This is a genomic window from Ferrovibrio sp. GW821-FHT12F09 (assembly GCF_058806775.1).
The window spans coordinates 2054643-2068585 of record NZ_JBXAPZ010000001.1 but is presented as its reverse complement, the minus strand read 5'-3'; the positions used below and the strand labels follow the sequence as shown (position 1 = coordinate 2068585).

Genomic DNA, 13943 nt, shown 5'->3' with positions numbered 1-13943 from the left:
GAGACGGCGTCAAGCAAAAGGGCGGATCAGCGTGCTGCGCGCCCTAACTGGCCGCACGGTCGGCGCTGGCGCGCCGCATGGTGACCTGTTCCGAGATATGGTGGATCAGGCTGGTGGTTTCTGCGTCGCTGACGCCATCGACTTTGTCCTGGCGCCAGTGCCGCTGGAAAGCCCTCACGGCGGCTTCGGTGAGCGGATCGTAGATGCCGCTGCCCTCGATGGCATAGCCGATGCGGTCGAGCGCCACCTGCAGTTCCAGCACCGCGCCGTTGCGCTCGCCCGGGCCCATGACCGGTGCATTCGCCGCAACCCGGAAATCGCCGCTCCACCAACGGCCAAAGCCGGCCGCCGCCAGGCGGTGCCAGGGGAACAACTCACCCGGATCTTCCTTGCGGCTGGGCGCGATATCGGAATGGGCGACATAATTGCCCGGCATCACATGATGCCGCGTGGCGATATCGGCCAGCAGAGCCAGCAGGGCGTCGATCTGTTCCACCGGGAACTGGCGATAGCCGAATTCGTGACCGGGATTGACCAGCTCGATGCCGATGGAACGCGCATTGACGTCGCGCACGCCGCGCCAGAAGGCCACGCCGGCATGCCAGGCACGCTTGTCCTCCGGCACCAGGCGATAAATCGTGCCGTCTTCATCGATCATGTAATGGGCGCTGACCTTGGCATCCGGGTCGGCCAGGCGCTGCAACGCCGCAGCCGCAGTCTGCATGCCGGTATAATGCAGCACGATCATATCGACCGGGCGGCGGCCGCTGCGGTCGTCAAAATTCGGCGAGGGATGGTCAATCAACGGAAGCGTCATTCGCCAGCCGCCTTGGTTTCCAGCGCCACCTTTTCCGGCGTCACGCCACGCGCGTCAGCCGCTTTGCTCTCGCGCATGGCGACAATCAGAACACCCAGAAGGGTAATAACCGAACCGATAATCACACGACCACTCAGTTGCTCGTTGAGGAAAAACACGCCGGCCAGCACGCCGAAGATCGGCGACAGCGTGAAGCCCGGATTGACGATGCTGACCGGATAGCGCCGCAACAGATAGTAGGCGCCGCCATGCCCGATCAGGGATACCAGTGTCGCGGCATAGACAATTGCACTCCAGTGCCAGACGCTGGCCGACACAACCTGTTCAACATGGCCATCTTCCAGCGCCAGGGAAATCAGCAGCAGGCTGGGCGCGCTCAGGATGCCAACCCAGGCCTGCATGGTGAAAGTATGCACGTCGTGTATGCGGCGCACCATGATCTGGCCGACCGAGAAGATGATCACGGCCACCAGGATCAGCCCGATGGCGACCTGGTAGTTCATCACTTTCGGGTCGAAACTGATGACGACTGCACCAATGAAGGCCAGGGCGATGCCGAGACTGCGTTTCCAGCGCACCCGCTCGCCGAGGAACAGGATCGCCATGAGGGTCGAAATCGGCACGCCCAACTGGGTCACCACCGCCACCACCGAGACGTCGTCCGCCTTGGCAATGCCGATGATGATCAGCACGAAATGCAGGGTTCCCATGCACAGGGCGGCAATCACAACATTGCGCATCTGGCCGGGACACCAGCGCAGCCAGGGGAGCATCAGGACAGCGACCAGGCCAAAGCGCAGGGCGGTGAAAAGGACCGGCGGGAAGTGGTTGACCGCGAGTTTGGTGACGACAAAATTGCCGCCCCAGATGGCGCAGATCAGCAACATCAGGGCAAGGTGCTGGGGCTTCATGGGCGGGGACCCTAGCAAAGCCGGCCGGTCGCGGGCTACGGTTCTTTCTGTCCCGGCCATGCACTGCCTGCATGGGCGGTATGCGGGGGTTTGCGGAACCATATCCCTGCCCGCTTTCGAGGCATCCCAGACAGGCAACCGGCCATGGCAAAAGCAAAGATACCCGCATCGAAAAAGCCGGCCAAAGCAAAGCCGGCGGCACGGCGGCCGATTGTGTCCTCGGCGCATCTGGCCAGCGAAAAGCTGGAAGGCCTGAGCGAGTTCGAATTCGCCCTGATGATGACCGGCAATGCCTTCAGCCGCTGGATCGTGCGCTGCATGACGGCGGCAGGTCAGGGCGACCTGGCGGCCCTGGACGTGATGGTGCTGCATGGCGTCAATCACCGCGAGCGGCCCAAGCGACTGGCCGACCTCTGTCTGGTGCTGAATGTGGAAGATTCCCACACCGTCAATTACGGCCTGAAGAAGATGGTGCGGCTGGGCCTGATCGCCGGCACCCGGCGCGGCAAGGAAATCTTCTACAGCACCACGCCCAAAGGCCGCGCGCTCTGCCTGGAATACCGTAAAATCCGCGAACAGCTGCTGGGTCAGGCCTTTGCCCTGATCGGGCAGCCGCAAGGTGATCTGTCCCGAGTGGCCGACCTGATGCGAGCGTTGTCGGGCAGCTACGATCAGGCTGCCCGCGCCGCCGCCTCACTGTAGCCGTCTTCCGACGTTGACAAATTGTCAACGTTTCGTCACCGTCAGCGCCGCCTTCCCTTGAGCTTCCGGAGCCGCCATGACCCAGTCCCAGACCTCTGCCTCGTTGACCGACCAGTGGGAATTCTGGATCGACCGCGGCGGCACCTTCACCGACATCGTCGGGCGCCAGCCGGATGGCGGTATCGTCACCCATAAGCTGCTGTCGGAAAACCCCGAGCGCTACAAGGATGCCGCCGTGCAGGGCATCCGCGACCTGCTCGGCCTGAAGGCCGGCGACGCCCTGCCCAAGGGCAAGATCGCCGCCGTGAAGATGGGCACGACTGTTGCCACCAATGCGCTGCTCGAGCGCAAGGGTGACCGCGTGCTCCTGCTGGTCTCGGAAGGCTTCGGCGACCAGCTCCGCATCGGCTACCAGACCCGGCCGAATCTTTTTGCCCTGCATATCCAACTTCCCGAGATGCTGTATGAGCGCGTGGTGGAAATCCCCGAGCGCGTGCGCAACGACGGCAGTATCGAGACGCCGCTGGATCTCGCCGCCGCCAAGGCGGCCCTGAAGGCCGCCCATGCCGACGGCATCCGCAGCGTCGCCATCCTGTTCATGCACGGCTACCGCTATACCGAGCATGAGGCCAAGATCGCGGCCCTGGCGAAGCAGCTCGGCTTCAGCCAGGTCTCGGCCAGCCACCATGTTTCGCCGCTGATCAAGTTCGTCAGCCGCGGCGACACAACGGTCGTCGATGCCTACGTCTCCCCCATCCTGCGACGGTACGTGGATCAGGTCGGCAGCGAACTGGATGCCGCCAACACTGCGCTGCGCCTGATGTTCATGCAGTCCAACGGCGGTCTGGCCGATGCCAACTTCTTCCAGGGTAAGGACAGCATCCTGTCCGGCCCGGCCGGCGGCGTCGTCGGCCTGGTCGAGACCTCGACGCGGGCCGGCTTCACCAAAGTGATCGGCTTCGACATGGGCGGCACGTCGACCGATGTCAGCCACTATGCCGGCGAATACGAACGTGCCTTCGAGACCATGGTGGCCGGCGTGCGCATGCGCGCGCCGATGATGATGATCAACACAGTGGCCGCCGGCGGCGGCTCGATCCTGCATTTCGACGGCGCGCGCTATCGTGTGGGGCCGGACTCGGCCGGCGCCAATCCCGGCCCGGCCTGCTATCGTCGCGGCGGGCCTCTCGCCGTCACCGACTGCAACGTGGTGCTGGGCAAGCTGCAGCCCGATTTCTTCCCCGCCGTCTTCGGCCCCAATGGCGACCAACCGCTGGACGATGCCGTGGTGAAGACTAAGTTCGCCGCGCTGCAGGCGCAGGTGAAGGCCGAGAGCGGCGACACCCGCAGCATCGAGGAGATGGCGGAAGGGTTTCTCGCCATCGCGGTCGAGAACATGGCCAATGCGATCAAGAAGATCTCGGTGGCGCGCGGCTATGACGTGACCAAATACGTGCTGTCCAGCTTCGGCGGCGCCGGTGGCCAGCATGCCTGCCTGGTGGCCGATGCGCTCGGCATGACCGAGGTGCTGTTGCATCCGCTGGCCGGCGTGCTCTCGGCCTATGGCATGGGCCTGGCCGACCAGCGCGTGCTGAAGGAAAAATCGGCGGAAGTGACCTTGCAGGAAAGCGCCCTGCCCGGTCTGTCGAAGGAACTCGACATCCTGGCCGAGGGTTCGCGCGCCGAAATGCTGAAGCAGGGCGTGGCGCCCGAGAAGATCACGGTGATCCGCAAGCTGCATGTGCGCTATGGCGGCTCGGACTCTGCTTTGGAAGTCGAGTTCGGCTCTCTGACGGAGATTAAAACTGCGTTTGAAACCGCGCATCGGCAGCGCTTCGGCTTCATCAGCCCTGAAAAAACACTGATCGCCGGCAGTGTCGCCGTCGAAGTGGTCGGCCAGGGCGAACGCGCGCCGGATGCGGTGGAACAGATCGTCGATCCGCGCAGCCAGGATGCCATCCCGGTGCTGGCCAAGCGCAAGGCCTATATGGCCGGCAGCTGGCGCGACACGCCGGTCTACGACCGCGCCACCCTGCGGCCGGGCGAAACCATCAAGGGCCCCGCCATCGTGATCGAGCCGACCAGCACCATCGTGCTGGAGCCCGGCTGGCAGGCGAAGCTGACCGAACGCTGCGACCTGGTGCTCAAACGCGTGGAGGCCCTGCCCGAGCGCCGCGCCATCGGCACCTCGGTCGATCCGGTGATGCTGGAAATCTTCAACAACCTGTTCATGTCGATCGCCGAGCAGATGGGCAGCGTGCTGGAGAAGACCGCCTATTCGGTCAATATCAAGGAGCGCCTCGATTTCTCCTGCGCCATCTTCGATCTGGACGGCGAGCTGATCGCCAATGCGCCCCATATGCCGGTGCATCTGGGCTCGATGTCGGAAAGCATCAAGACCGTGATGCGCAAGCGTGCCGGCCAGATGAAGCCCGGCGATGTCTATGTGCTGAACGCGCCCTATGCCGGCGGCACCCATCTGCCCGACGTCACCGTGATCACGCCGGTGTTCGACAAGGCCGGCCAGGAGGTGCTGTTCTATCTGGGCAGCCGCGGCCACCATGCCGATATCGGCGGCACCACGCCGGGCTCAATGCCGCCGGATTCCCGCACCGTCGAAGATGAAGGCGTTCTGCTCGACAACGTGCTGCTGGTCGATGGCGGCCGCATGCTGGAAGACGAGATGGTGGCGCTGCTCAAGGGCGGCAAGTATCCCTCGCGCAATCCGGCGCAGAATATCGCCGACCTGAAGGCGCAGATCGCCTCCTGCGAGAAGGGCGCGCAGGAGCTGCGCAAGATGGTCGACCAGTTCGGCCTCGACGTCGTGCGTGCCTATATGAACCACGTGCAGGACAATGCCGAGGAATCCGTGCGCCGGGTGATCAGTCGCCTCAAGGACGGCGAATTCACCTATCCGATGGATGACGGCTACGAGATCAAGGTGAAGGTGACGGTCAACCACAAGGACCGCACCGCCAAGATCGACTTCACCGGCACATCCGGCGTGCACCCGACCAACTACAACGCGCCGACCGCCGTCTGCGTCGCTGCCGTGCTCTATGCCTTCCGCTGCCTGGTGGACAGCGACATCCCGTTGAACGGCGGCTGCCTGAAACCGCTGGAGATCATCATCCCGAAGAACTCGATGCTGGATCCGGTCTATCCGGCTGCCACGGTGGCCGGCAATGTCGAGACCAGCCAGTGCATCACCGACACCATCTTCGGTGCGCTCGGCGTGATGTCGGCGGCCCAGGGCACGATGAACAATTTCACCTTCGGCAATAACGAATACCAGTATTACGAGACGATCTGCGGCGGCAGCGGCGCCGGTGCGGATTTCGACGGCTGCGACGCCGTGCATACCCATATGACCAATGCCCGCCTCACCGACCCCGAGGTGCTGGAATTCCGCTTCCCCGTGCTGCTGGAGAGTTTCCGCATCCGGCGCGGCTCGGGCGGCAAGGGCCGGCACAAGGGCGGCGACGGTACTATTCGCCGCATGCGCTTCCTCACGCCGATGACCGCGACATTGCTGTCCTCGCACCGCACCGTGCCGCCCTTCGGTCTCGAAGGCGGCGCGAATGGCGAGACAGGCCACCAGTGGGTGGAGCGCACGTCGGGCGAGAAGACCGAACTGGAAGGCCGCTGCTCGACACCGATGCAGCCGGGCGATGTCTTCGTCATCTCCACACCCTCGGCCGGCGGCTTCGGCAGGGCGGTGGACCTGAAGCAGGCGGCGGAGTAATCCGCCGCCACCTTCAAAGCCGTTTCAGCCCCAGCGCCTTCACGATCAGCGCCGCCGCCTCCGACGGTGTATGCCTGCCTGTATCCACGCTGACAGCCGCTTTCGGCATATGCGAGGTGGCGAAGACATGGGCGGCATCCAGCTTCTCGTAGACCTCATGCGAGGTCAGCTTGCCGGTCTGGCGGCGCGACTGGCTGTCGATGCGGCGGTAGATCTCCTCCGTCGGGCAGGTCAACTCGATGAACTGCACCCGGCCCGCGCCGGCCTGCACCGTGGCCACAGCCTTTTCGACGAAATCCGGCTGCACCGTGGTTTCCGGTGCGAAGGTAAAGATCATGCCCGGCAGTTTCTCCATGCCGGCGCGGGTGAAAACCGAGAGCCAGATCTCCTCACGCAGGGCCACGAACGGCGCGCTGCCGAATTCGAACACCGACAGCAGCAGATCGACGGTCAGGTGGTTGTGGAACAGCCGGTAGCCGGTGAGCGCCGCCAGCTCGCGCGCCACGGTGAGCTTGCCGACCGCCGGTTTGCCATAGAGAAACAGCAGATGCATAGCCGCAGCTTAAGGCCAAGCTGCGCGGCGTGAAACCGCATCCGCGCCGTTTGCCGCAAAAAACGACCCCGCATTGCCTCAATTCGGCCACACCTCCTGCGGTAAAGATGCAGTAAGGACTCTGTGGCAGTCTCGTGCTGCCACTGGTCCGACCATGCCGGGGGAAGCCAATATCGTGTTTCGCCGCGCCCGATCCCGCGCCGCCCTGTTCGCAGTCCTCGCCGGACTCGCGACAGCCCTGCCGGCTGCCGCCCAGGATGCACCACCGCTCTGCCCCGTTTTCGTCAGCGCTGCCGATCCCGCCTATTGCCACGCCGCTGTTTCACTGCCGTCTGCGGCCGCTGACGGGGAACCGGAAATCGTGCCGCTGGCCTACGACCCCGAGACCGGCATGCGTATGCTCAGTCGCCGGCCCTTATTCGGACCGAACGAGATCAGCCTGCTGACCCGCAGCCGCGAGGCCAGTTCCGACTATGCCGGCGACAGCGACAAGATCGGCATCGCCAGCGATGCTGCCGCGCTGCAGCCGCGCACGGTCAATGCCGCCTATGACCTGCCCTTCTTCGACGGACTGGCGCTGGACAACACCAGCGGCGTGAGTCAGCGCGAAGGCGAAGCCGGCGCCGATGACCCGGCAAAATCGGTCAACAGCAAGTTCGGCCTCGCCTACGAGGAATATGGCGTCACCTTCCGGGTCAATCCGGATGCGGCGATCAACTGGGGCGATCTGGCCGGCAGCGGCAACCGGCGCCTTGGCATCGACAACCAGATTTCCACCACGCTGGCGCGCGACCTGACGCTGACACTGTCGTCGGGTTACGATTCGATGGCCTATGCCGGCAATGCCCTGGCCAACACCGATACCCAGCGCCACCGGATTGCACTGGCGCAGCATTTCCAGAGCGGCTACAGGCTCGGTGTCTCGGGCCAGCGCCGCAACGAAACCACCTCCCTGCAGGAACGCGATCTCAATATCCTCGGCCTGATGATCGGCGTGCCGCTGGGCCAGAGCCTGAACCTGACCGCCAACCACGAATTTGGCCTGACACAGAAATACGACCTGCAGCGCGGCAATACCGTGCCACTGCCCGGCAGCCAGCAGATGCTGGACCTGCAGCTGCACTGGACGCCGATGGCCCTGGCCAGCCGGGCGATGACGCTGATGGCCGGCTATACGGTGAACCAGCAGAGCGAGGCCGGCATCGCCGACCCCTATACCAGCCAGGCCCGGCTCAACCTGGCGATGCGCTTCTGAGAACGGCCCTGCCGCAACGGCAGACTTCCCAAACCGCCGCAGCTTGCTAGACTCCTCTGCAAAGGGAGACATGCCATGAGCGCGCAGCCAGCCGATGCCGCCGAGACCCATGAGGTCCTGAACCAGCCGCCGGCGCTGGAGGATTACAACCTCTTCACCACCGACAAGGCGCTGCTGAATGCCGCCGAGGTGCATGGCGCCGGCTGGGCCCATGACCGCCTCACCGTCTATGGCAGCCGCCTGGGCGATGCCGCCACCATCGAGATGGGCCGGCAGGCGCATAAATTCCCGCCCCAGGCCAAGCTGTTCGACCGCTTTGGCCATCGCGTCGACGACGTGGAATTCCATCCGGCCTGGCATGGCATCATGGACCTGATCATCGGCGAGGGCCTGCATAGCGCGCCCTGGGCCGAACCCAAGCCCGGCGCCCATGTCGCCCGCGCCGCTGCCTATATCATGCATGCGCAGATCGAGCCGGGCAGCCAATGCCCGACCACCATGACCTATGGCAGCGTGCCGGCGATCAAGCGCGATGCAGCCCTGGCCGAGACCTGGCTGCCGAAAATCTATTCGCGCCAGTATGACGGCAGCAACAAACCGATCGCGCAGAAGACCGGTGCCCTGATCGGCATGGGCATGACCGAGAAGCAGGGCGGCTCGGACGTACGCACCAATTCCACGGTGGCGCAGCCCGTCAATGGGGGCGGTTCGGGCGGCGAATATGTCATCACGGGCCACAAATGGTTTTTCTCCTGCCCGCAGAATGACGCGCATCTGGTGCTGGCCCAGGCGCCGGGGGGCTTAAGCTGCTTCTTCGTGCCGCGCTGGCTGCCCGACGGAACCAAGAACCCGGTGCTGATCCAGCGCCTGAAGGACAAGGTCGGCAACAAGTCGAATGCCTCGTCGGAAGTGGAATTCCGCAATGCCCATGGCTGGCTGCTGGGCGAGGAGGGCCGCGGCGTGCCGACCATCATTGAGATGGGCACCTATACGCGACTGGATTGCGCGCTGGGCTCGACCGGCCTCTTACGCGGCGCTGTCGCGCAAGCCTTGCATCATGTGGCGCATCGGCGCGCTTTCCAACGTCACCTGATCGACCAGCCGCTGATGGCCAATGTGGTGGCCGACCTCGCCATTGAATCCGAGGCTGCGACGCAGCTCGCCTTGAGACTGGCCCACGCCTTCGACCGTGCCGACAGCGATCCGGCCGAAGCCGCCTTCCGTCGGCTCTGCACCCCGGCGGTGAAATACTGGATCTGCAAACGCGCGCCCAATGCCGTGGTGGAAGCCATGGAGGTGCATGGCGGCAACGGCTATGTCGACGAGGGCCCGCTCGGCATGCTGTACAAGGAAATCCCGCTCAATTCGATCTGGGAAGGTTCAGGCAATGTGATGTGCCTGGACGTGCTGCGCGCCCTGCAGAAAAGCCCGGACGGGCTGGAGGCCTATTTTGCCGAGCTGAAGCCGGCGCGCGGCAGCGACAAGCATCTGGATGCGGCAATCAGCGATCTGAAAACCGAATTCGCCGACCAGACCGAGATCGAACATCGCGCACGCCGCGTGGTGGAAAAGATGATGGCGGTTCTGCAGGGCGCACTGCTCGTGCGCCACTCTACGCCTGTCGTCGCCGATGCCTTCTGCGCCTCGCGGCTGGGCGGCGACTGGGGCCATGCCTTCGGCACGCTGCCCAAGGGCGTCGACACCCATGCCATCGCCCTGCGGGCACAGCCAGCCTAGACGGAGTCAGCCTTCTCTTCCACCGGCACCCGCACCTTGAGCGCCTGTGGCGCGACCGCGTAGCGGATCGGGCCTTTCAGCATGTCGATCTCGCCGTCATTGGCCACCGGCTTGGTGCGGCTGAAATCGATCTTCAGGTGATGCGCCTTGATCACTTCCAAAGCCGGATCGTTTTCCAGAGTGCCGAGAAACAACTTGGCCAGCTGACTAGCCGAGCCGAGCCAGGTCTTCTCGTGGCTGACATAGACGGTGAGTTCGCCGCTCTGCAGATCGGCGCGGCTGAACAGACGGCCGGCATTGAATTCATAGGCCCCGACCGCGACCACGATGGCAGGTGAGAGAATCTCGCGACGCTGGCCCTGGTGTTCGATGGTGATTTCCATCATCCGGTGCCGCTTCACCGCGCGCCAGGCCGAACGGATCATCGCCGGCCATTTGTTAAGACCGAACAGGCGACGCCGCCGTTCGCGGTCGACCACCATTTCGGGATAGAGCCCGAGCGCCGATTTGTTGAGGAAGAGGCTCTGGTTGACCCGGCCGACATCGATGGCGGCAACCTTCGCACCGCATATGGCCGCAACCGCCTGCTCGATCTGCAGGGGAATGTTCAGGTCGCGCGCCAGCAGGTTCATGGTGCCAAGCGGCAGCACACCCAGAACGATATCGCGCTTCATGGCCAGTTCGGCGGCCGAACGCAGCGTGCCGTCGCCACCGCCGACCCAGACTTCGGCGCTGCCCTGGGCGGCACTGATCAAGGCCTTGGGCAGCTGTTGCGGCGCCACCACCTGCACATCGACATCCGGATGGCCGGCCGCCGTGACGCTCTTGTGGATCAGGTCACGCAGGGCCGCCGCACCATACTGGCGCGCGGTGCCGGATTCGGCATTGATCACAACGGTAACGGACATCGGAGCTTACCAGGGCAGGAAGAGGCCAGATCTGCGCCGGCCCGAATCAGGCCGAGGCCAAGCATAACGATCACACCCGCGCTAACGATCCCGACAATATGCCCTAACAAACAGGGTGGCCTCGGTTGAGAGGCCACCCTGCCCGGCGAATGCGGCGGAATGACGGTGCGAAACGGCGCCGCCGGGTGGCGATTACTCGCCGGCCGCCTTGTCGTTATTGCGGATATCGCGGAAGGGCTGGCTCAGCTTGGCCCGACGCGAGGCCATATTGAGTAGCTCGACCGTCACCGAGAAGGCCATGGCACCGTAGATCATGATCTTCGGGATCTCGACATCGAAGCCCTCGGCCACCAGGGCCATGCCGATCATGACGAGGAAGGACAGCGCCAGCATGACGATGTTGGGATTCTTCTTCACGAAACGGGCCAGCGGTTCGGCCAGCGCCACCATGATGGCAACCGAGATCAGCACGGCGGCCACCATGATTTCGATCTGGCGGGCCAGGCCGATGGCGGTGATCACGCTGTCGAGCGAGAAGACGATATCCAACACGGCGATCTGACCGATGATGGCCCAGAAGGCCGGGTACTTTTTCTGCACCGGCTTGCCGTCGCTCGCGGGTCCCGCCTCGCCCAGTTCGTCGCTCTCCTTCGGCGTGACGCGCTCATGAATTTCCATGGTCGCCTTCCAGATCAGGAACAGACCGCCGAGGATCAGCACCAGATCGCGGCCGGAGATTTCCTGCTCGAAGACCGTGAACCACGGCGCGGTGAGCGTGATCAGCCAGGCGGCCGAGAGCAGCAGCATGACGCGGGTGATGACGGCGCCGAGCAGGCCGAGCTTGCGGCCCAGCGGCTGCTGCGCTTCCGGCAGGCGGCTGGTGAGAATGGTGATGAAAATCAGGTTGTCGACGGCAAGAACGAGTTCGAGCGCGATGAGGCCGACCAGCGCGAGCAGGGCAGCGGGATCGAGAAAGACAGAGAGGTCCATGGAATAGTCATCCTGGGCTGGGGCTTTTGCGAAAAGCCGTCCGACATCGCTGCCATCCCGTATATGGCAACCAGAGGGGCCCGGACGTGGGTGGGAATGTACGGTGAATTACGGCAATTTCAAGGCCACATCAGTCGGCATGGCCGATTTCTGCCGTGGCGGACCGGGTTTCACGCAATTCCTGCCGGGCATGGGCGATTACCTGGGCCGCCCCCCAGAGCGCCAGGCCAGCCATCAGCGCGGCCACGGCCAGATCGGGCCAGGCACTGCCGGTGGCAAAGACGCCGCTGGCCGCGAGCAACACGGCGACATTGCCCAGGGCATCGTTACGGCTGCAGATCCACACCGCGCGCATATTGCTGTCGCCCTTACGGAAGCGGAACAGCAGCACGGTGACCAGCACATTGACCGCCAGTGCGGCAACGCCGACCACGCCCATGGTGGCCGGTTCAGGCACCGTGCCATCGATCAGATGACGGATCGTCATCGCGGCAACCCAAAGACCGAACAGCCCCATGGTGACGCCCTTCAGCAATGCGGCGCGGGCGCGCCAGACCAGCGCCATGGACAGCACTGCCAGCGCCAGGCCGTAATTGGCGGCGTCACCCAGGAAATCGGCGGAGTCAGCCAGCAGCGAGGTGGAATTTGCACTCAGACCGGCGCCCAGTTCCACGATAAACATGCCGGCATTCAGCAGCAGCGCGATCCACAGCACAGGACGCGCGGCGCCGGCACTGTGATCGTGACCGCCCGGGCCGTGATGATGATCGTGGTCATGGCCGTGATCGTGACTGGGACCGCAGCAGCTCGCACCCATGTCTCACTCCTTCTCCGCCGGGTGACCATGGGGTTCGGTCACATGGGCGATCATGTCGTCGAGCATGTGCCGCACATGGTCGTCGGCCAGCTCATAGTGAATCTCGCGGCCCTTGCGCACGGCCTGCACCAACCGCGCCGCCTTCAGCAATCGCAGGTGATGGCTGGCGAGTTGCGGCGACAGGCCGGCGGCGGCGGCGGCCATGCTGGCCGGGGTGCCGCCCTTCTGCAGCATCAACACCAGCTTCAGACGGCTGTGATCGCCCAGCAGCCGGAACATGTCGGCGAGCTGAACCGTGTGATGATCTTCGATGGCGCGAGCATTAAACATTTAAACAGGTATTTAACTGTTTTATCGATGAGTGTCAAGCAGGACAATTGCGGCCTCGCCAGGGTCCCGGCAACGGGTCTATGCTACTCTGACAAAACAATAAAACCACAGCCGTCGCGTGATGATCCGTATGCCTCGCCCCCTCAGCCGCACCGCCTCATGTTCTGGGTATGTTTCACGTGAAACACCCCCCCAGGAGCCCAGCCGATGATCCGGACCCTCGTCTGGTGGCCGCTGGACTACATGGGCCGCCATGCCACCAAGTTCCTGTTCGGCGGCGTACTGGTCGGCCTGCTGATCCCGCCGCTGGCCAGCCTGCTGCGCCCGGGCCTCGTGATCTTCCTGCTGCTGCCGCTGACCCTGGCACTGATGCGGCTCGACTGGAGTGCCTTCCAGGCCTATGCCCGGCGCCCCTGGCTATTCCTGCCGGTGATCGTCTTCCTGCTGCTGGTCTGCCCGCTGCTGATGTTCGCGGTGCTGACGCCGCTGGGCCTGCCGCGACCGCTGATGGAGGCCATCGTGCTGATGTCGGCGGCGCCGCCGATCACCGGCACGGTCGCCATCGCCCTGATCCTTGGCCTTGATGCCGCCTTTGCCGTGATCGCCATGGTGATCGCCACCGCCCTGGTGCCCTTCACCCTGCCGCCGCTGGCCTTGCTGCTGCTCAATATCGAGGTGCAGATGTCACTCGTGGAATTTATGGGGCGCCTGGCCGTGATGGTGGGCGTTGCCTTCGGTGCAGCGCTGCTCGCGCACTGGAAACTGCCGCCGGGCTGGCTGCAGAAGAACAAGCAGCTGATGGATGGCAGCTCCGTACTGGCCCTGGTGCTGTTCGCCATCGCCATCATGGATGGCGTCCTGGTCAAACTGATGGCGCAGCCGGGTTATGTGTTGCTGGCCACAGCCTCCGCCTTCATCGCCAATCTGGCGCTGCAGGCGCTGGGCTATGCGGTCGGCCGCACCGTGTTTCGCCTTGGCCAGCCGGCAGCGTTGACGCTCGGCATCCTCACCGGCAACTGCAACATGGGACTGGTGATGGTGTCGCTGGCCGACCGCGCCGTCTTTGACATGGTGGTCTTCTTCGCCATGGGGCAGTTGCCCATGTATATGCTGCCCGGCCTGCTGCAGCCGCTGTATCGTCGCGTCGCCACACGCGCGTCCTCATAAGGAGAGAGAGC

Annotated in this window: 12 protein-coding genes; 5 read left to right on the top strand and 7 right to left on the bottom strand. The window is 64.3% G+C overall.

From position 1 onward, the window contains the following. Positions 1-43: 43 nt before the first annotated feature. Positions 44-817 (bottom strand): peptidoglycan recognition protein family protein, encoded by a 774-nt coding sequence (locus tag AC1ROB_RS10270; RefSeq protein WP_492971274.1) that lies wholly within the window; start codon positions 815-817, stop codon positions 44-46. Then, a complete protein-coding gene (locus AC1ROB_RS10265; protein WP_492971275.1) occupies positions 814-1728 on the bottom strand; it encodes a DMT family transporter in 915 nt (304 codons plus the stop codon). The genes AC1ROB_RS10270 and AC1ROB_RS10265 overlap by 4 nt, the downstream gene beginning before the upstream one ends. Before the next feature lie 144 nt (positions 1729-1872). Here AC1ROB_RS10265 and AC1ROB_RS10260 point away from each other — a divergent pair, with 144 nt between their 5' ends. Together AC1ROB_RS10260 and AC1ROB_RS10255 are read left to right on the top strand one after the other, a co-directional pair. Beyond that, on the top strand, positions 1873-2430 hold the full coding sequence (locus tag AC1ROB_RS10260) for a winged helix DNA-binding protein (protein ID WP_492971277.1): 558 nt from the start codon (positions 1873-1875) through the stop codon (positions 2428-2430). Positions 2431-2506: 76 nt separating this feature from the next. After that, positions 2507-6175: a hydantoinase B/oxoprolinase family protein gene (locus AC1ROB_RS10255; protein WP_492971278.1), complete on the top strand. Its 3669-nt coding sequence runs from the start codon at positions 2507-2509 to the stop codon at positions 6173-6175. A gap of 13 nt (positions 6176-6188) precedes the next feature. Here the strand turns inward: AC1ROB_RS10255 and AC1ROB_RS10250 are convergent, their stop codons facing one another. Beyond that, positions 6189-6728 (bottom strand): AAA family ATPase, encoded by a 540-nt coding sequence (locus AC1ROB_RS10250; RefSeq protein WP_492971279.1) that lies wholly within the window; start codon positions 6726-6728, stop codon positions 6189-6191. Positions 6729-6903: 175 nt separating this feature from the next. Between AC1ROB_RS10250 and AC1ROB_RS10245 the strand changes: the two genes are divergently transcribed. Further along, positions 6904-7983 (top strand): hypothetical protein, encoded by a 1080-nt coding sequence (locus AC1ROB_RS10245; RefSeq protein ID WP_492971280.1) that lies wholly within the window; start codon positions 6904-6906, stop codon positions 7981-7983. A 75-nt stretch (positions 7984-8058) separates the two neighbouring features. After that, positions 8059-9720, top strand: a complete 1662-nt coding sequence (locus tag AC1ROB_RS10240; protein ID WP_492971281.1) for an isovaleryl-CoA dehydrogenase — start codon at positions 8059-8061, stop codon at positions 9718-9720. Here AC1ROB_RS10240 and AC1ROB_RS10235 read toward each other — a convergent pair. The 4 genes from AC1ROB_RS10235 to AC1ROB_RS10220 all read right to left on the bottom strand — a co-directional run bounded on the left by AC1ROB_RS10235 (position 9717) and on the right by AC1ROB_RS10220 (position 12765). Beyond that, on the bottom strand, positions 9717-10628 hold the full coding sequence (locus tag AC1ROB_RS10235) for a diacylglycerol/lipid kinase family protein (RefSeq protein ID WP_492971282.1): 912 nt from the start codon (positions 10626-10628) through the stop codon (positions 9717-9719). The two genes, AC1ROB_RS10240 and AC1ROB_RS10235, sit on opposite strands and share 4 nt — an antisense overlap. 192 nt (positions 10629-10820) lie before the next feature. Continuing rightward, the gene (locus tag AC1ROB_RS10230) at positions 10821-11618 is read right to left on the bottom strand and encodes a TerC family protein (RefSeq protein WP_492971283.1); all 798 of its coding nucleotides are present in this window, start codon (positions 11616-11618) and stop codon (positions 10821-10823) included. A 130-nt stretch (positions 11619-11748) separates the two neighbouring features. Next, the gene (locus AC1ROB_RS10225; protein WP_492971284.1) at positions 11749-12435 is read right to left on the bottom strand and encodes a cation efflux transmembrane domain-containing protein; all 687 of its coding nucleotides are present in this window, start codon (positions 12433-12435) and stop codon (positions 11749-11751) included. A gap of 3 nt (positions 12436-12438) precedes the next feature. After that, positions 12439-12765 carry an ArsR/SmtB family transcription factor gene (locus tag AC1ROB_RS10220; RefSeq protein WP_492971285.1) on the bottom strand — a complete coding sequence of 109 codons (327 nt, stop codon included), beginning with the start codon at positions 12763-12765 and terminating at the stop codon, positions 12439-12441. 207 nt (positions 12766-12972) lie between these two features. Between AC1ROB_RS10220 and AC1ROB_RS10215 the strand changes: the two genes are divergently transcribed. After that, positions 12973-13932 (top strand): hypothetical protein, encoded by a 960-nt coding sequence (locus AC1ROB_RS10215; protein ID WP_492971286.1) that lies wholly within the window; start codon positions 12973-12975, stop codon positions 13930-13932. Positions 13933-13943: the final 11 nt, after the last annotated feature.

Coding starts and splice junctions, on each gene's coding strand:
- AC1ROB_RS10270 (WP_492971274.1), bottom strand. CDS start 817: ATGACGCTTCCGTTGATTGACCATCCCTCGCCGAATTTTGACGACCGC.
- AC1ROB_RS10265 (WP_492971275.1), bottom strand. CDS start 1,728: ATGAAGCCCCAGCACCTTGCCCTGATGTTGCTGATCTGCGCCATCTGG.
- AC1ROB_RS10260 (WP_492971277.1), top strand. CDS start 1,873: ATGGCAAAAGCAAAGATACCCGCATCGAAAAAGCCGGCCAAAGCAAAG.
- AC1ROB_RS10255 (WP_492971278.1), top strand. CDS start 2,507: ATGACCCAGTCCCAGACCTCTGCCTCGTTGACCGACCAGTGGGAATTC.
- AC1ROB_RS10250 (WP_492971279.1), bottom strand. CDS start 6,728: ATGCATCTGCTGTTTCTCTATGGCAAACCGGCGGTCGGCAAGCTCACC.
- AC1ROB_RS10240 (WP_492971281.1), top strand. CDS start 8,059: ATGAGCGCGCAGCCAGCCGATGCCGCCGAGACCCATGAGGTCCTGAAC.
- AC1ROB_RS10235 (WP_492971282.1), bottom strand. CDS start 10,628: ATGTCCGTTACCGTTGTGATCAATGCCGAATCCGGCACCGCGCGCCAG.
- AC1ROB_RS10230 (WP_492971283.1), bottom strand. CDS start 11,618: ATGGACCTCTCTGTCTTTCTCGATCCCGCTGCCCTGCTCGCGCTGGTC.
- AC1ROB_RS10225 (WP_492971284.1), bottom strand. CDS start 12,435: ATGGGTGCGAGCTGCTGCGGTCCCAGTCACGATCACGGCCATGACCAC.
- AC1ROB_RS10220 (WP_492971285.1), bottom strand. CDS start 12,765: ATGTTTAATGCTCGCGCCATCGAAGATCATCACACGGTTCAGCTCGCC.
- AC1ROB_RS10215 (WP_492971286.1), top strand. CDS start 12,973: ATGATCCGGACCCTCGTCTGGTGGCCGCTGGACTACATGGGCCGCCAT.